The organism is Actinoplanes sp. NPDC049598, from assembly GCF_040675435.1.
Taxonomy (GTDB): Bacteria; Actinomycetota; Actinomycetes; order Mycobacteriales; family Micromonosporaceae; genus Actinoplanes.
In genome coordinates, this window is the sequence record NZ_JBFAOX010000007.1 from 203,898 (window position 1) to 221,178 (window position 17,281).

Consider the following 17,281-nt stretch of genomic DNA (forward strand, 5'->3'; position numbering starts at 1 on the left):
CCGGCCCAGCCCAGCTCGGCCAAGCTCGGCCCAGCCCAGCTCGGCCAAGCTCGGCCCAGCCCAGCTCGGCCAAGCTCGGCCCAGCCCAGCTCGGCCAAGCTCGGCCCAGCCCAGCTCGGCCCAGCTCGGCCCGGCCCGAGCCCCGGCCAGTCCGGCCCCCGGCCGGCCCAGCCGAAGCTCGGCCTCGGTTGAGTCCCGGTCCGGCTCAGCCCGGCTCAGCCCGGCTCAGCCCAGTCCTGGCCCGGCTCTACGCCGCCGCGTGGCGAGGCCTCCGCTGCGTCACCTAACTCCAGCCGCTGACCGCCGGTCTTTGCTTTGAGCCAGCGACCGTAGGCCCCGCGTTGGATGGCGCGGGCCTGGTGGTTGCCGGTGTCGGGGTTGGCTGTCGTCCGTGTCAGGCGGCGGTGGGGTTGTGGAGTTTCTGGTCGCGGGTGGGGCGCGCTACGAGCGCGGCGATGGCGATCAGGGCGAAGCCCCACAGAGGCAGCTGCTGGAAGTCGCTGGGGGTGAGGAGCCAGCCCTCGCCCATGTTGTGGGCGCGCAGCAGGTCGATCGTGGGGCCGAAGGCGAAGCCGTGGCTGTGCACCAGCTCGCCCGTGCCCTGCGGGTCGGCGACGGTCAGGTAGCGCAGCAGCGAGGCGACGAAACCGGCGGCCGACGGAATCACCAGGAGCAGGCCGGCGATGGCCAGGGCCGCGCTCGGGGCGGGGTGGCGGGCGGCCCGGATCCGGTGGGCCAGGGCCACGCCGGCGAGCCAGCCGGCGACCAGGCCCAGCAGCGTTCCGGCGATGGTCAAGGGCAGGTACGAGGCGGGGCGTTGCGGCCAGCCGGTGACGTCGACGGAGGTGATCAAGGGGTACGCGTACACGTCGACCCGCACGCCGGCGGACTCCGCGGCGAAGTGCGTGTTGGCGATCCGGCCGTCCTCGGAGATGATCGGCCCGACCGTCCAGCCGTCGGTGGTCAGCTTCTCGTGCATCTGCTCCGCGGCCTGCTGTGCATCGGTGCCGGCGGGAATCGAGCCCTGCGCCCAGAAGTAGTGCTCGGAGTTGAAGCCCCGGTCGAAGCCGAACGCCTCGGGACCGGGCAGGGCGGCGTAGCCGAAAGTCCCCAGCCAGGAGCCGACGGCCGCGCCCAGGGCGCCACCGATCAGCAGGGCGATGACGACCGCGACCAAGGCGAACGGCCGGCGTGCGGGCGGGCGGAACCGTTCCCGCAGACCATCGAGCACGAGCCGCCTCTGATCGGCGCGGGCGGGCCGGCCGCCGGGGCCGGCCATCTCGAGCATGGTCTCGATCAGCTCGGGGCCGTGCTTGCGGCGGAGCCGGGCCGGATAGGCCGCGAGCAGCGTCTTGTAGCTCACGCCACACCCCCGGCGGGACGCGGCCGGAGAGCGAGCTGCCGGTCGACCGCGGCCGAGCGGCGCCGGAGGCGCTCGGCCTGCTCGGTCAGGGCCGCCGCGCCGCCGTCGGTGAGCCGGTAGTACCGCCGTAGCCGGCCGTTGACCGCCTCTTCGCGCTCGACCTCGATCAGTCCCTGCTGGTCGAGCCGGTCGAGCGCCCCGTAGAGCGTGCCGGGCCGCAGATTCACCTCCCCGTCGGAGAGCAGGCCGACGGACTGGATGATCCCGTAGCCGTGCAGCGGATGGGCCGCGAGCGCGGTGAGGATGAGGAACGTGGGTTCTTGCACAACGAGGACAGTACGGTGAGCGATGTATAACGTCAACCGTATTATGGAGTCAGTCGGCGACGTGGGCGGTGTTGTCGATCCAGTGCTGGGCCAGACCGAAGTCGCCGTCCACAGTGACCCCAGCAGCCTCGGTGAGCGGGAGCCGGCGGGTCAGAGCCAGCAGCAGCGATCCGGCCGGGCCGGTCACCGTCACGTCGGCGGGCCGGGTTCCGGGGTGCCACGTGGCCCCGGTCGGCTGTCGCTCGACGTACCAGCCGCTCTTGAGGTCTGTGGCCTGGAACTGCAGGGTCTGGCCGGTGCCCCGGAGGGCGTGGGCGGAGCTGGGGCGCTGCATCGTCCAGGTGGGGGAGGTGAGCATCGCGAGGTGGTTGCCGATGAGCGCGGCCGCGACGTCGGCCTCGACGCTGGGTGGCCGGCCCGCCGCCGCGGCCGCGTCGAAGCCGTGGACGACCGACTCGTTGAGCACGCTGGTCAGCCAGAACCGGGTTCCGCTCCGCTCGTCACCCGCGGCGTTGAACACCGGTGCGTCGAGGGCGTCGTCGGAGCACGCGGCGACGACCCGCCGCGCCGACTCCGACAGCCAGGCCGGCCACTCGTGAGGATCGCCGGGGCGTGCGGCCATGTCCGTCGGCAGTTGCGTGGGGTCGGTGATCCGCCGTTCGATGATCTCCGCGATCCAGTGCTGGGTCTGGCCCACGTGCGCGACCAGGTCGGCCACGGTCCACTCCGGGGCGGTAGGCACGTTCGCGTCCGGTCCGGCCGTGGTGGCCGAGTCGGCCAGGCGCGCGGTGTGGTCGACGATTGCTTGCCGGGCCCGTTCCGGCGTCAACTCGGTCATGGGACTGCCTTTCCGTCGGCGTGTTGTGCTGTAACCGACTCGGCGGGCCGGCCGAACTCATCGGCGGCGGTCGTATTCTCGCGGAATGGCACTCGATCGGGCGGTCGTGGCGCTGACCTACGCCGTGGCCGGAATCGCCGCGTGGGCGGTGGCCGTCACCGTCGGCGGGCCTCCGTTGCTGGTCACGCTCGTGGCCGACTTGGCCGCCACCGTCGTGGTGTTCGTGGCGAGCCTCATCGTCGGGAACGCCAGCCTGTACGACCCGTACTGGTCGGTCGCCCCGCCGGTGATCGCGGTGGTGTGGCTGAGCGGACCGCTCACCGTCCGGCAGGTGGCGCTGCTGGTGGTCATGGTCGCCTGGGCGGTGCGGCTGACCGCCAACTGGGCCGCCGGCTGGCGCGGGCTGTCGCATGAGGATTGGCGTTACGTCCAGCTGCGGGCGCAGCGGCCCTCGTGGTTGCCGTTCTGGCTGGTCAGCCTGGTCGGCATCCAGGTCATGCCGACGCTCGTGGTGTTCGCCGCGATGCTGCCGGTCTGGCCGGCCCTGACGGTCACCGGCCGCGGCTGGGGCCTGCTGGATTCGGCCGCCGTGGTGGTCGGGGCGGGAGCGGTCGTGCTCGAGGCGGTGGCCGACCGGCAGGTGCGCCGCTTCACCGCCGACCCCGCCAACCGCGGCCGCGTGCTGGACAGAGGCCTCTGGCGGCATTCGCGTCACCCCAACTACCTAGGCGAGATCATGTTCTGGTGGTCGATGTGGCTGTTCGCCCTGGCGGCCGCGCCCGGCTGGTGGTGGACCGTGGCCGGCCCGGTCGCCATGGTGTTGCTGTTCCTCTTCGTCAGTGTGCCGCTGATGGATCGTCGCTCGTTGCAGCGGCGGCCGGGCTACGCCGAATACCTGCGGCGTACCCCGGCCCTCCTGCCTACCTCCCGGTTTCGCCCGGCCCCGCCAACGGCTTCGCGTCACTCGTGATGCCAACGCCCCGGAGAACAGGCGAGGCGCTGCCCCGGGTCAGCTCGACCCGATACTGCGCATAGCGTGAGCCACCTACGACCCGGTCCCCCTCTCTCAAAGGCCTCCATTCGGTCCAGCTACCGCCAGGCGTCGAGGTGCTGCCGGTACGCACCGACAGCCGCACCGAAGCCCCCAAGGGCACCGAAGCCTGATAGGACAGCCGATCCCAGCTCACCATCTGCCCCGCGTCGAGCACCCGCGAGACCATCGACCCCCGGCGCGCGTCACCAGCCAGCCGTACGCCATCGGAAGTGACCGTGGCCCCGCTGAGCGTCCCGGTGCGCAGCGAGGGCTCGGTCCAGTCGGCCACCCCGGCGGCACTGGAGACGAAGCTGGACTTCGCCGACACGGCTAGGTTGCCGGCCGCGTCGGTGCTGCGTACGTCGAACCGATAGGTGGTCTGTGGGTCGAGACCGCTGACCACCGCGGTGTGCCGCCGCCCGGCCAGATCGGCCGGCCAGTCCTGCCCGTCCACCCGCAGGGTCGAGGCAGCCGACTCGTTCGTATTCCACGTGACCGTCGCCGTCCCGTCCGGCCGCGGCAGAACCGAAACCGCGGAGATCACCGGTGCCGTCCTGTCAGCTGGGATCATGTTCGGCGCGGTCTTGTCGGCTCTGGCCTTGTTCGGCGCGGTCGTGCCCGGCTGGCTCCCGTCCGGGGCGGTCCTGTCCGGAGTGGCGGTGGCCTGGCCCGGCTGTGGCCCGGTCGCCTTCGCCGCGGCGCCGTAGGTGGCCACGTATGCGCCGGGGGCGGCGGTGAACATGGCGTACTCCACGCCCTTGATCGTGGTCCTGGTGAACGCCACCGGCGAACCGGCCCGGGTGAGCCCGGTCAGCGTGCGGCCACCGGTGCCGAGCGTGGGAACCATGCCGGTCAGGCCGTTGGCCCCCGTGCCCACGTTCACCGTGAAGGACAGGTCCGTCCCGGACCACGAAATCCCCGAGTACGACGACGCGTTGCGCCCGTCGAGCCAGGTGAGCAGCTGCTTGGCCGTGATGAGCGGAACCCCGCGCGCACGGGCCGAAGCGAGCACCTGATCACTGTCGTACGTCGTGGCGTTGTCGGTGTGCATGTTGGCGGTGAAAGCGCCGTAGTAGCCCTCGGCCCCGAGCGCGCGGTCAAGCAGTGTGTCCACGGTGAACGGGTAGCTCTGACCGGACTCGTCGGTCATCTGCGTGGCGGCCTGGTAGACGTCGATGAGCCCACCGGTCTTGGGGGAGAAGCGCATCGGCATACCGGAACCGGTCATGAAACCCGGCCGGTCGGCGACCCATGGACCGGGCCAGTAGTAATAGTTCGTGTCGAGCCGGATCCCGTTGGCCGCCTCGATCGTGGCCTGGGAGGACCAGTCCGACCAGACGATGCAGTGCGTCCGGCTGGTGACCGGTCCTGCCACGTTGCTGTAGCCGCCGTGCCAGCCGGCGAGCTGGTTGGTGTAGAAGCCGGTCAGCGTGCCGGAAGTGTAGTCGCCGCAGTTGGTGCTCACGTGCAGCCCGACCTCGAAACCGCGGGACTGGTAGGTCGACGCCTGGGAGCCGGTCAACGGCGAGGCCGGGTAGACGTACGAGGTGTGCCTCGCGCACTGCCAGTCGTCGACGACGCAGTTGGCCGGGCTGTTCGCCGCGTACTGGTCGAACCGGCCGGCCGTGCCACCGACGCCGTGATCGTCACCGGTGGCGACCACGACCGCCTTGAGGCTGCGCGGGAAGTACCAGAATTTCGGCAGCGGCTTGCGGTCCAGGTTCATCGCGCCGATCAGGTTGGCCAGCAGCCGTTGCTGCTCGTCGGCCTGCGGGATGGCGGCCTTGGACAGGTTGACCCAGTCGGTGCTGCTGCCACCGAAGTACAGATCGTCGGAGCGCCGCGGCGAGGAGCCGTCGCGTTCCTGGCCGTCCCAGGCCGGGTTGCCCTGCCGCGTGTAGACCAGCGACTGGGCCAGGTCGAAGCTGAAGGCGGCGGCCTGCCCGCCGTTGCTTCCGACGTCGGCCAGGGACACCGCCGGGTTGGTGGTGGCCGTGGTCGCGTTCGAGTAGAGCGTGGCCACGGCCCGGGCGCCGTTCAGCGTGTACCGGTCGGCGCTGCCGTGGAACTGGATCGTCTGGTCGGTGATGCCGCTGCCGTCCGCCCTCAGATAACCCTCGGCCAGCGTGGCCGTCGTGGCGGTGAGACCGAGCAGCCCGGCCAGCTGCTTGTCCGGGCGGAACGCGATCAGATTGCCGCCGCCCTCGACCCAGGAGGTGAACATGGCGACCTGGGCTGCGGTCAGCGTGGACTGGCCGAGCAGCACGACGTCGTACTGACTCAGGGTGGTCGCGGTGACCGTGGACAGGTCGGCGGTGGTGAACTCGTTGAGGCCCTCGGTGCGCAGCACCTCGGCCAGGAAGGGCGTGAAGCCGCTCGGCGGCCGAACGAGGAGAATCGGTCCGCCGGGACCCTGGTCGGGTGGCGGAGGTGGCGCCGCCCCGGTGGTGAAGGTCCAGGTCACCGGCGTCATCACATTGCCGGCGGCATCGCGGGCCCCGCTCACCGAGACCGTGTATGCGGTGGAGTAGGCGAGTGCGGTCGACGGGGTGAACGTGACCGTGTTGCTGCCGGCGTCGTACGCGGTCGTCCCGGTGATCGCGCCCGACGGCCCGGTCAGGGTCAGGACCGCGCCCGAGACCGGCTCGTTGAAGGTGACGCTGACCGCGGTGGTGGCTGCTACGCCGCTGGCGCCCGCCGCAGGGGCACGGTCGACCAGGCCGGGAGCCACAGTGTCGGTGGCCGTGGTGTTGTAGACGACGTCGACCCAGTAATTGGTCGACTGGTAGCTGGCGTTCGGGTATGCGCTGGATCCGTACCGGTAAACGCCGTTGCCGCCGTTGCTGCCGCTGGCGAGCGCGGTCAGCGGGCCCCGGGTCACGGCCGAGGCGAGCCCGTTGGCGGTGGTCGAGTAGAAGCCGGTGTCGGTGTGGTACGACGCCACATACGTCGTGTTGGCGGTGACCGCGACCGGGTTGGGCAGGGTGGCGCTCTGCCAGCCGGTGGCCGTCTCGCCGGTGAAGGTGACCGTGGACAGCCGGGTGCCGGCGGTGTTCCAGAGCGAGCCGGTGTGTGTGCCGGTGTTCCCGGCGCCCTTGTAGAAACGCAGCCCGGTGACGAAGCCGGCCGCGTTGGCCCGGAACTTGACGCCCAGCTCGACCGCGCTGTTGTCGGCGGCCGCGGCGGTGGCCGGCGTCGCGGTGGGCGGCCAGATCGTGCACGGGCAGGCCGAGCCGCCGCTCACGGTCGTGAAGGACCACGAGTGGGCGGCCATCGTGTTGCCCGCGGTGTCCCGCGCTCCGCTGACCGTGGCGGTGTACGTCGTAGCGAACGCGAGGGCGCTCGACGGCGTGAAGCTGACAGTTCGGGTAGCGACGTCGTACGCGGTCGTGCCGGCTACGGCCGTGGTGCCGGCGCGCACCGCGAGGGCGGCCGTGCCGGTTTGCAGCGGCTCGTTCAGCGTGGCGCTCACCGTGGCCGTGGTGGCCACGCCGGTGTCGCCCGAGGCGGGACTGGTGCCGGTGACCGCCGGCGGCGTCGTGTCGGCCGCGCTGGTCTCGAAGACGACGTCGACCCAGTAGTTGGCCGACTGCCAGGTGTTGGTGGGGAAACCGCCGCCGGTGCCGTACCGGTAGACGCCGTTGGCCCCGTCCACCCCGTCGCGCAGCGCGTGCAGCGGGGCGTTGTCGACCCCAGCGGCCGCGAACGCCCCGTCGTCGCCGGCGTAGCGGCCGTTCGGCGCGTAGTAGGACGCTACGTAGGTGGTGTTGGCGTTGATCGCGACCGGGCTGGCGAACGTGGCGCTCTGCCAGCCGGAGGCGGTCTCGCCGGTGAACGTAACGGTACCGAGGTTCGTGCCGTTCGCGCTCCACAGGTGGCCGACGTGCGTACCGGTGTTGGCACTGCCTTTGTAGAACCGGACGCCGGTCACGAACCCGTCGGAGTCGGCGCGGAACTTCACGCCCACCTCGACGGCGGCGGTGTCGGAGTCGGACGGGTTGGCCGGCGTCGCCGTGGTGGGCCAGATCGAGCATGGGCAGGTGGCCGCCTGGGCCGCCTGCGGCGCGATCAGCAGGGCGGCCAGCAGGACCAGGACCATCGTCAGTTTTCGCAACGTGTTCCCCCTCAAGAGGCCGCGGTGAAGAGGACGTCGACCCAGTAGTTGGCCGATTGCCAAGTGCTGGTGGGGAACCCGCCGCCGGTGCCGTACCGATAGAGGCCGTTGCCGCCGTCGGTGCCGTCGGCCAAGGCGTGCAGCGGGCCGTTGTCGACGCCCTCGTCGAAGAATCCGGTGTCGGCCGCGTAGTGGCCGTTCGGCGCGTAGTAGGAGACGACGTAGGTGGTGTTGGCGGTGATCGTCACCGGTGCCGAGAAGACGGCGGTCTGCCAGCCGCTCGACGACTCGCCGGTGAAGGTGACCGTGGCCAGCTGAGTGCCGGTGTTCGACCACAACCGGCCGAGGTGGGTGCCGGTGTTTCCGGTGCCCTTGTAGAAGCGGACGCCGGTGACCTGCCCGGCCACGTCTGAGCGGAAGCGCATGCCGAGCTCGACCGCCGCGGTCTCCGGGTCGGCCGGGGTAACCGGCACGGCCGTGGCCGGCCAGACCGAATAGGTCGTGCTGCTGCCCGGCGCGGCGGTGGTGAACGACCACGAGGTGGAAGCCATCGTGTTGCCCGCGAGATCCTTGGCGCCGCTGACCGTCACGGTGTAGGCCGTGTTCGGGGCGAGCGCCGCCGTGGGCGTGAAGGTCGCGGTCCCGTTGCTGTAGCTGGTCGTGCCCGGCACTCCGTTCACCGTCATCACCACGCCTGACACCGGCTCGCTGAAGGTGGCGGACGGCGTGGCCGTGATCGCCGCCCCGATCGACCCGTCCGCCGGGGAGCGGGTGGTCATGGTGGGCGCTGTGGTGTCGGGGACGCTGCTGCCCGGGGTGAAGACCACGTCGACGTAGTAGTTGGCGCTGCGCCAGGCCAGAGTGGGGAAGCCGGTACCGAGGCGGTAGACGCCGTTGACGCCGTCCGTGCCGTCGCGCAGCGCGTGCAACGGCGCGTTGTCGTAGGCCTGGGTCGCGAAGTAGTCGGTGTCGCCGGCGTAGTGGCCGTTCGGTGCGTAGTAGGAGACGACGTAGGTGGTGTTCGGGCTCAGCGTGACCGGGGTGGACAGGTTCGCCTGCTGCCAGCCCGAGGCCGACTCACCGGTGAAGGTGACCGTGGCCAGCTGGGTGCCCGTGTTCGACCACAGCCGGCCGACATGCGTCCCGGTGTTGCCGTTGCCCTTGTAGAACCGGATCGCGGTCACCTGCCCGGTGACGTCGGCCCGGAACCGGGTGCCGATCTCCGTACCGGTGCCGTCCGGGTCGGTCGGCGTCGCCGGGGTGACGGTGGAGGCCCAGATGCTGCAGGGGCAGGTACGCGAGCCGACGGTGACGGTCCGGGTCGCGTCGGCGCCGACGTTGCCGCTGTCGTCGGTGGCCCGGACCCGGATGGTGGGCGTGCCGGTGCTGCCGGGCCGCCACGTGTACGTCCAGGAGGCGCGGCCGGTGGCGGGATGCCAGGTCGTCCCGTTGTCGGTGGAGACCTCGACGCCGCCGACCACGCCGCCGCCGGTGTCGGTCGCAGTCCCTGAGATGACCGTGGGCGAGCCGGCCGGCACGGTGGCGCCGGTGGCTGGGGTGGTGATGACCGCAGCCGGGCCGACGGTGTCGGTGGAGGCGGTGGCCGCGGTCAGCCCCGCCTGCAGCGTGCCGGGCTGCACGCCCATGTCGGCGAGCAGGTTGACCGTGGCTTGCTTCATCGGCGTGCTGGCGGCGCCGGAGCCGCGGTCGTGGTTGCTGTCCAGTCCCCACGACCATTGCACGGTGCCGGCGCCGAAGACCAGGGCGCCGCTCGGCGCCCGGTACAGCGTCAGGTTATGAGTGGCGCTGCCGGTCGCGTAGGTCGAGCCGTAGTCCTGCAGGACGTCGAGGCCGGAGGCGGTGGTCGTGGACAGCTTGATCAATCCACGCGGCCGGGCGCCGTTGTCGGCGTCCTCGTCCCACTCGTAGCCGACCGTGCCCGAACCCAGGGTGGCGGTCGCGCCGGCGGCCTGGGTGCCGACCGTGGTGCCGCGCCACAGCCGCATCTTGCCGTCCGCCGCCGGCACCTGCAGGTTGACCGTTCCCGCGTTGACCTTGAAGATCGTGCCGGTCAGCCCGTTCTCCGGGCGCCCGCCGTCGGCCGGCGGGCTGAACCGCGGATCCCGCCAGCTGCCCGTCCAGGCCGGGTCGGGGTCGATCTTGCCGTTGGCGTGGGTCTCCTTGTAGGTGACCATCGTCCGGTAGGCGTTCTCCCAGCGGGTCTTCCAGAACACCTCGTTGCCGCTGAAGAAGGCCAGGTCGACCCCGGCGTCGCGGGCGGCCTCGACGTTGGCCCGCTGTTGACCCGACCAGTACTCGTCGTGGCCGACCGACAGGAACGCCTCATGGTTGCGCAGCAACGCGCCGTTGCGGTCGGCGTCGACGCCCGCGATGTAGCTGACGTCGTAGCCGTTGGCCTCAAGCCAGCGAACCATCGGATATTCGGCGTTGTAGACGTAGTCCTCGGCGCCTGTGCCGCGCGTGGTGATCGGCCGGTTGTAACTCACCTTGTACGCCCGCCCGGCCGGCGAGCCGACGTAGAGGGAGTTGCCGCCGTACTGGTTGTAGGCCTGCCAAGTCGAATCGGAGGTCTGGAAGACGATGCCGGAGTGGCTGGCGTCGTCGCGCACCACGAAGTGGATATGGCTCGCGCCGGAGGTGCCGTCGGTCCGCACGAGGCGCGCGAAGTAGATGCCGGAGACCGCGGTCGAGGGCACCGGCCAGGAGGCCGACACCGCCCAGTTGCCGCAGTCGACCAGGCCGGTGGCGGCCTGGCTCATGCAGCTCGGCTGGCTCTGCCGGCCGACCGGGTTGACTGAGGTGATCAGGCGGGCGCCGTTTCCGCCGTAGTAGCCCATCCGGTAGATGTCGACGCGGTACGACGCCGCCGACGAATCGACTTTGAACTGCACCGTCTCACCCACGTTGACGCTGATCTGCGTGGGGAATCCCTGCAGCGCGGAGCTCCCGTAGCCGGAGATGTCCCAGGTGCTCTTCGGCGTGCCGGGTTTGCTGTTCTCACACGCGATCGGGTTGACCAGCGGCGCGCAGGCATCCGCGGCGGCCGGCTCGGCCCCGGCCACGGACAACCCCGCGACGACAAGGGCAGTCACTAGAAACGTCCTGAGTGTACGCACGCGAATCGCCTCCCAAGCGCTGTCCGAAGCATGTGAATCTGTCGACCCGTTATCTGTCGGGTGGGTGACAGGGCTGTCCGCCGTGGGCGAAGTGCGCAACTAGTCGGCCCAGTCAGCGGCCCAGCCTTGTCCCACCCGGATCCCAAGACCCGCCGATCAGTGGATTCCCCCGTTCGCTCGCCGGTCGTAGTTACGGATCAGGAGACGCGGAAGGTGGCGTCGGCCCGGAGGGCCGCGGTGTTGTCGTTGGTGTCCAGCCGGATCGCGAAGTTGTAGTGGCGTAGGTAGCGGCCGGGATAGTTACCACTCGAAGGAGACGCCGGCGGCGTCGGCCAAGCCGGCCACCATGCGCCAGAGCTGGTCCTGGTGCGGGTCGAACGGGTAGGCGTCGACGCGGCCGATGTTGTCGGCATGCCGGACGTACCGGTCGGGGAAGTTGTAGGACTTCAGCCGCACCCAGCCGGGCAGTCCCCAGCACGTGACCAGGCCGTCGTACTTGCCGCTGTTTTCCTCGATCAGCAAGGGCGCCTCCATCGAGTTGCCCTGCCGCAGCCTGCTGGTGTAGGTCGTATAGCTGTTCGGGGGCGCCGGTGGACGAGCGGGCGCCGTAGATCAGGTCGTTGGAGAGGTTCTTGAAGTACATGTAGGAGGTCGACCCGTCGACCACGACGTCACCGTCGAGCACGCCGAAGCCGGGACTGAAGTAGACCTCGTTGGCGCTGACGGTACGGAAGTCCGACGTGTAGTTGACCATGAACACATGGCTGCCGTTGTTCGCCGAGTAGACGATCGCGTACTGGTAACGCGAGGCCACCCAGAAGCCGTCGGCGCCCACGTGTGAGTGGCCAGGCCGTGTACTGACGGCCAGGTGCAGGCCGATCACAGACCGGTTGTCAACGGCGACCCTTGCAGGGTTTCCGGCGTCGATCAGCACGGCATCAGCTCGCCTTCCTCACTTGCGCGGTGCGGCCTTCGCCCGCCGAGGCGGCGATGGACCGCTTGCTGGCCGGGTCGCTGCGCAGGGCCGAGCGGCCGGGTGAGGCGGTGACCCGATAGGTTTCCGGGCCGGCCGGCAGCACGACGTCGACCGCGCCGCCGGCCCGGGCCCGCACCCGGTCGGGAGCGCTCGCGAAGCTCACGTGCGCGGCGCCGTCGTGGGACGAGACCTCGACGTCGGCCGACGCGGCATCAGTGACATCCACGTTCAGCCCGGCGTCGAGCCGGAGCGGGCCGGTGGGCCTTTCGACCCGCAGCCAGGAGTCGGACACCGACGCGGTGAGGGCGGCGGAGAGACCGACCGCCCGGACCGGCGAGTCGCTGGTCACCTTGACGGCGACCCCGGGTGGCACGGTCACGATATGTCGCCCGCCGCAGTCGGGCACGAAGCCGCTGCAGGTGACGCGCAGCCGTAGCGTGTCGCCGCCGAGCGACCAGGAGGCGTTGCCCTTAACGGTCGCCTTGCCGCTCAGCGACCGCTCCACCACGAGGGCGGTGCCGCTGCCGGCGACCACGCGCAGATCGCCGCCGTCGTTGTCGATGACGAGCTGCTTGCCGGTCAGGGCGAACTCTTGCCGGTCGTCGCTGGTCTCATGAATCGCCTCCACGTCGGTGCATCCGGCGAGGACCGCGGTGAGAAGCAGGGGAGTCAGAGGTGTGAGTCGCATGTGCTCACCCGATCATCGAGTGGGCCCGCCGGGCACTACGGCCAGGCACCGGAAAAGAGTATGGCTAGGCATACCGTGCTCCGGCGGCCCGGCAACTACCGTGAGGCGAATGTCAAAGCCGCACACCGCCATGGAGGCGGTCATTCAACGCCGGTTCGTGGCGTCCGAGTGGCCGTGGCGAGCCGTTGCCTATCTTCTTACATCAGGGCCCGTCTGCGTCGCGGTCGCGGTGCCGCTCGTGCTGCTCGGTCTGCCGTGGGCGGTCCTGTTGCGGCGGGTCGTGACGTGGCCGGATCCCTCGCTCGTTCAGCTGGTCCTGCTGCTGATCGGCGGGGCCGTGCTGGTCGCCGGGCTGGGCCCGCTGGTGGCGGTGCCGGCCGCTGCCCTCGAGCGGCGGCGCCTCCGCCTCGTCGACACCCGGCCCACGCGGTCCGGGCATCGTCCGGCGCCGGTGGGTGAGCCGCTCACCTGGCTGCGGGTCCGCTACGCCGAGGCCGCCACCTGGCGCGAGCTCTGCTATGCGATCCTGCTGGCCGCCGCGGTCCCGGTCTGGTATGGCGCAGTGCTGATCCTGCTCGTCGTGATCGCCACCGCGGTGAGCGCTCCGTTCCTGGTCAGCGACCGTGACCCGGTGTCGCTCGGCTTCGGCACGGTGACGACGGTCAGCGAGGCCCTGCCTTATGCCTTGTTCGGAGTCGCACTCCTGCCCGGGGTGCCGTACCTGCTCGCGGTGACCGCCGGCGCGCATGCCGCCGCGGCACGGTTGTTGCTGTCCGCGACCGTCGATGCCGAGCTGCGAGCGGAGCTGACCGAGGTCGAGCGGTCCCGGGTACGGCTCGTCGACGCGTTCGAGGCCGAGCGTCTCCGCATCGAGCGCGACCTGCACGACGGCGCCCAGCAGCGGCTGGTCAGCCTCACCCTCCAGCTGGGGCTGGCCCGCGTCGACCTGCCGGGCGACTCGCCGGCCGGTCGAGCCGTCGCGGGCGCCCACGAACAGGCCAAGCTGCTCATGGCTGAGCTCCGGGAGCTCATCCACGGCATCCGCCCGCAGACCCTGACCGAGGTCGGCCTGCCCGGCGCGCTCCGTGAGCTCGCCGATCAAGCTGCGATCCCGGTCGTGGTCCGCGCCGACCTGCCCGCGCGGCCACCACCCGCCGTGGAGTCGGTGGTCTACTTCGTGGCCGCCGAGGCGCTGACCAACGTGTTCAAGCACAGCCATGCCACGTCGGCCTCCGTGACGGTCGTCGAGCGAGACGGCGCCCTGGTCGTCGAGGTCCTCGACGACGGTCGCGGTGGGGCCGACCCGGCCGGCGGCTCCGGACTGACCGGCCTGGCCGACCGCGTCGCGGTCGCGGACGGGCGGATGTTGCTGTCGAGCCCGCCGGGCGGGCCGACCCTGATTCGTGTGGAGATCCCGTGCCGATTCGAGTAGTCCTCGCCGAGGACGGCGTGCTGCTCCGCGAGGGGCTAACCGGTCTCATGGGCCGGTTCGGGTTCGACGTCGTGGCCGCCGTCGGCGACGCGGTGGCACTTCGGGCCGCCGTCCGCGAGCACCGGCCCGACCTGGTCCTGACCGACATCCGGATGCCGCCGTCGTTCACCGACGAAGGCCTGCGGGCGGCGGTCGAGCTGCGACGCGACCATCCCGGGCTGGCCGTGGTGGCACTGAGCCAGTTCGTGCAGCAGGGCTACGCGGCCGACCTGCTCGACTCGCACGGCGGCCGCGGCGTCGGGTATCTCCTCAAAGACCGGGTCGTCGACGTGGAGGAGTTCGTCGCCTCCGTGCGACAGGTGGTCGACGGCGGCACGGTGGTCGACCCGCAGGTGGTCCGGCAACTGCTGCGCCGTCACCGCGACCCGGTCGCGCACCTGTCCCCGCGGGAGCGTGAGGTGCTCGCCCTGATCGCGGAAGGTCATTCCAATGCCGCCATCGCCCGCATCCTGGTCCTCTCCGACCCGGCCGTCGGCAAGCACGTCGGCAACATCCTCGCCAAGCTCGACCTGCCCCCGACCGACGACACGAACCGCCGCGTCCTTGCCGTCCTGGCCTACCTTCGCAGCGACACAACCCCCGACCCTGCGCTAACCGGCCGAAGCCCAGATGCACCCTGAGATGCCATGTCCGGTGGCCTCGAACGGGAGTCATGAAACTGTCATGTGATCGAGGGAGATCCGCTATGGCTGAGTCGCAGGATCGCGGCTTGGCAAGCCTGAGGGGAGGCCGGCGTGCAGCCGTTACCGGATGACGAATTCCTCGCGGCCCAGCGCCGCCGGGATCCGGTCACCACGTCCCACGAGACCAAGATGGCCCTGGCCGCGGTCCTGGGGCTGGTCGCCGACGAGCGGACTCGAGGCGAGCCGATCCGGGTGAGCGTACAGAACGACGTCGTGTTGCTGGCCGGCGTTGTCCACTCGTGGCAAACGCGGGCCACGGCGGCCGACGTCGTTCGGGCGGTGCCGGGCACGCACGACGTGTGCAACGGTCTTGTGGTCTCCGGCCCCTCCAGCGAGGACGAGTTCGATCGGATCGTCGCCGGGTGGCAATCGGGCGGGCGTCGACGATGGCGGGCCGGGCCGCTGACCTTTTCCTTGCTGCTCCTGCTCTGGCTCGCGCTGCCGATGGCCACCGTCGTACTCCGAGTGCCTGCTGTGCCTGCGCTGATCGCGGCTTTCGTTGGCACCGCTGCGGTGCTCTCGGCGAGGTTCCTGAAACGTCGCCCGGCAGCAGAATGGAGGCATGGACCATGACGCCCGCGTAAGGGCCGCGATCGAAGAGCACTGGCGGGCCTCGGAAGACGGCGACATCGTGACTGAGCACGCCGTCTACGCCGCGGACGCGATCCTCGACTACCCGCAATCTGGCGAGCGCTTTCGCGGTCGGGCCACGATTGCGGCGCAGCGGGGTGGACACCCGGCCAATCGGCACTTCACCGTTCAGCGGATCACCGGCAAGGCGGATCTCTGGGTGAGCGAGTGCGTCATCACGTACGACGGCGCGCCGAATTACTCGGTGAGCATCATGGAGTTCGCGGGGGAGCAGGTGGTGCACGAGACGCAATACTTCGGCGAACCCTTCGGCGCGCCCGCCGCGCGCCTGAAGATCGCGGAGCCGATGCCGGGCCGTGACATCACAACGGCTTAGCGATCCGAGTCGTCCAGCGGCCCAGACCCGGCCGGTGGGTTCGCGGTCCGCCTGGGGGTTCGGTGGGCTCGCGGACGGCCTGCGGGTTCGCTGGGTTCGCGGTCCGCCTGGGGGGTTCGCTGGTCGCGGTCCGCCCGGGGGGTTCGGTGGAGTCGCGGTCCGCCTGGGGTTCGGCGACTCACGGTGGGCTGGCCCTGAGGTGGACTGGCTCGCGGGCTGAGGGTGGCTGTAATCGGTGGCGCGAGTGCTCGCAGGGTGGTGAGAATGCGCGGATGATCGAGAAGTTCAATCCGCCGACGGTTCATGAGACGGCTGGGTACAACCATGTGACGATTTCGAGTGCGGGGCGGCTGGCGCATCTGGCCGGGCAGTGTCCGCTTGATCGGGCCGGCGATGTGGTGGGGGAGCCGGGCGACTACGTCGCGCAGACGGCGCAGGTGATCGCGAACTGTCTTGCGGTGCTGGAAGCGGCGGGGGCCGCGCCCGCGGATGTGGTGCGGTCGGTGATCTACGTGGTGAGTGCGGACAGCAGGGTGTTGGCTGGGGTGTGGCAACAGCTCAACGATTCGCCGTTGGCGGAGGCCTTCACCACTGCCAGCACGCTGCTCGGTGTGGCCGCCCTCGGCTACGAAGGCCAGCTTGTTGAGGTCGATCTCACGGCGTCGTTGGAGTAGTCGGGTGGGAACAGGTCGTGCCCGTCCCACGGATCGACCGGCTCGGAGTAGGCCTCGGCGTCATCCGGATCGGAGTTGGCGGCTTCCGCTCGGGCCGGATCAGCATGTGCCGGCACCGGCGTGCTCGGCCCGGGATGGCCGGTCTCAACTCTGGTCGGGTCGAGGCGGTCGGGTGCCGCTCTGGTCGGTTCGGACCGGACGGGCATGGTTCTGGTCGGTGCGGGGTGGACGGCGCCGGTTCCGGCTGGAGTAGAGCGAGCGGGCTCGGCGTGGGCCGGGGGCCGCGCGAGCTCGGCGTGGGCCGGGGTGGGCTCGGTGTGAGCCGGGGTGGGCTGCGCCGGCCCGGTGCGAGCTGGGGTGGGCTGCGCGGGCTCGGCGTGGGCCGGGGTGGGCTGCGCTGGCCCGGTGCGAGCTGGGGTGGGCTGCGCGGGCTCGGCACGGGATGGGGTGGAGTGCGCGGGCTCGGCACGGGATGGGGGAGCGGGCTCGGCGCTGGTTGGGGTCGGAGGGGTGTGGTTTCTTAGGCGGGCGGTGAGCTGGGCGTGCTCTGAGGTCAGGCGGGCGCGGGCGGCGTTGAAGAAAGGCCCTGTCAGGCCGGGTAGCGGGGCGGACTTCCAGAGGGACAGGGCCTCGCGGAGCTTGTCGGGGGTTGCCTCGCCGGGGCGGGTCAGGGGGGTGCGGAAGAGGTCGGCGTCGGTGGTGGCGTGGGTGACGTAGCCGTGGGGGGTCAGTTTGATCAGGCTGGGGTCCAGGGCTCGGCGGAGGTTGCCGATGTAGCGGAGGGCTATCTCGTCGCCGTTTTCTGGAGGGTCGCCGCTCCAGAGCACTGCCACGATCTCCGGTAGGGGGATGGGGTGGCCGGGCTGGAGCAGCAAGAGGGCCAGGACTGCCTGCTGCCGGAGGGGGCCGAGGTCGATCGGCTCGCCGGCCCGGTAGGCGCGGAGCGGGCCGAGGATCTCGAACCGCAGCCCGGTCATCTGGTCTCCTGCC

Annotated in this window: 13 protein-coding genes and 2 pseudogenes; 7 read left to right on the top strand and 8 right to left on the bottom strand. The window is 70.8% G+C overall.

Translation table 11 applies throughout. The features are described from left to right. A pseudogene (locus AB0J66_RS18500) lies at window positions 1-192 on the top strand (hypothetical protein); the annotation flags it as partial. 202 nt (window positions 193-394) lie between these two features. On the opposite strand, the gene AB0J66_RS18505 reads toward AB0J66_RS18500, so the two are convergent. From AB0J66_RS18505 to AB0J66_RS18515, 3 genes are read right to left on the bottom strand one after another with little or no spacing between them, the layout of a single operon-like run. Continuing rightward, entirely contained in the window at window positions 395-1,363 is a 969-nt protein-coding gene (locus tag AB0J66_RS18505) for a hypothetical protein (RefSeq protein WP_364661677.1), read from the bottom strand. Further along, window positions 1,360-1,689 carry a helix-turn-helix transcriptional regulator gene (locus AB0J66_RS18510; RefSeq protein WP_364661679.1) on the bottom strand — a complete coding sequence of 110 codons (330 nt, stop codon included), beginning with the start codon at window positions 1,687-1,689 and terminating at the stop codon, window positions 1,360-1,362. The genes AB0J66_RS18505 and AB0J66_RS18510 overlap by 4 nt, the downstream gene beginning before the upstream one ends. A 49-nt stretch (window positions 1,690-1,738) precedes the next feature. Next, window positions 1,739-2,527 carry a maleylpyruvate isomerase family mycothiol-dependent enzyme gene (locus AB0J66_RS18515; protein ID WP_364661682.1) on the bottom strand — a complete coding sequence of 263 codons (789 nt, stop codon included), beginning with the start codon at window positions 2,525-2,527 and terminating at the stop codon, window positions 1,739-1,741. A gap of 85 nt (window positions 2,528-2,612) precedes the next feature. On the opposite strand from AB0J66_RS18515, the gene AB0J66_RS18520 reads away from it, so the two are divergent. Continuing rightward, on the top strand, window positions 2,613-3,497 hold the full coding sequence (locus tag AB0J66_RS18520; protein ID WP_364661684.1) for a DUF1295 domain-containing protein: 885 nt from the start codon (window positions 2,613-2,615) through the stop codon (window positions 3,495-3,497). On the opposite strand, the gene AB0J66_RS18525 is transcribed toward AB0J66_RS18520, so the two are convergent. From AB0J66_RS18525 to AB0J66_RS18540, 4 genes and pseudogenes are all read right to left on the bottom strand, one after another. Further along, on the bottom strand, window positions 3,448-7,674 hold the full coding sequence (locus AB0J66_RS18525) for a DUF4082 domain-containing protein (RefSeq protein ID WP_364661686.1): 4,227 nt from the start codon (window positions 7,672-7,674) through the stop codon (window positions 3,448-3,450). The two genes, AB0J66_RS18520 and AB0J66_RS18525, sit on opposite strands and share 50 nt — an antisense overlap. Window positions 7,675-7,685: 11 nt before the next feature. After that, window positions 7,686-10,787 (bottom strand): DUF4082 domain-containing protein, encoded by a 3,102-nt coding sequence (locus tag AB0J66_RS18530; protein ID WP_364661689.1) that lies wholly within the window; start codon window positions 10,785-10,787, stop codon window positions 7,686-7,688. A gap of 221 nt (window positions 10,788-11,008) precedes the next feature. Next, window positions 11,009-11,345, bottom strand: a pseudogene (locus AB0J66_RS18535) (AbfB domain-containing protein). 404 nt (window positions 11,346-11,749) lie between these two features. Beyond that, complete coding sequence (locus AB0J66_RS18540; RefSeq protein ID WP_364661691.1) at window positions 11,750-12,475, bottom strand: hypothetical protein; 726 nt, start codon at window positions 12,473-12,475, stop codon at window positions 11,750-11,752. A 109-nt stretch (window positions 12,476-12,584) separates the two neighbouring features. Here AB0J66_RS18540 and AB0J66_RS18545 point away from each other — a divergent pair, with 109 nt between their 5' ends. The 5 genes from AB0J66_RS18545 to AB0J66_RS18565 all read left to right on the top strand — a co-directional run bounded on the left by AB0J66_RS18545 (window position 12,585) and on the right by AB0J66_RS18565 (window position 16,291). Next, the gene (locus AB0J66_RS18545) at window positions 12,585-13,907 is read left to right on the top strand and encodes a sensor domain-containing protein (RefSeq protein WP_364661693.1); all 1,323 of its coding nucleotides are present in this window, start codon (window positions 12,585-12,587) and stop codon (window positions 13,905-13,907) included. Beyond that, window positions 13,898-14,587: a response regulator transcription factor gene (locus tag AB0J66_RS18550; RefSeq protein WP_364662181.1), complete on the top strand. Its 690-nt coding sequence runs from the start codon at window positions 13,898-13,900 to the stop codon at window positions 14,585-14,587. The genes AB0J66_RS18545 and AB0J66_RS18550 overlap by 10 nt, the downstream gene beginning before the upstream one ends. 114 nt (window positions 14,588-14,701) lie before the next feature. After that, window positions 14,702-15,223: a BON domain-containing protein gene (locus tag AB0J66_RS18555; RefSeq protein ID WP_364661696.1), complete on the top strand. Its 522-nt coding sequence runs from the start codon at window positions 14,702-14,704 to the stop codon at window positions 15,221-15,223. Next, entirely contained in the window at window positions 15,213-15,617 is a 405-nt protein-coding gene (locus tag AB0J66_RS18560; RefSeq protein WP_364661699.1) for a nuclear transport factor 2 family protein, read from the top strand. Before AB0J66_RS18555 ends, AB0J66_RS18560 begins: the two co-directional genes overlap by 11 nt. A gap of 272 nt (window positions 15,618-15,889) precedes the next feature. After that, entirely contained in the window at window positions 15,890-16,291 is a 402-nt protein-coding gene (locus AB0J66_RS18565; protein WP_364661702.1) for a RidA family protein, read from the top strand. Here AB0J66_RS18565 and AB0J66_RS18570 read toward each other — a convergent pair. Next, on the bottom strand, window positions 16,243-17,268 hold the full coding sequence (locus AB0J66_RS18570) for a hypothetical protein (protein ID WP_364661705.1): 1,026 nt from the start codon (window positions 17,266-17,268) through the stop codon (window positions 16,243-16,245). The genes AB0J66_RS18565 and AB0J66_RS18570 overlap by 49 nt on opposite strands. Window positions 17,269-17,281 lie beyond the last annotated feature (13 nt).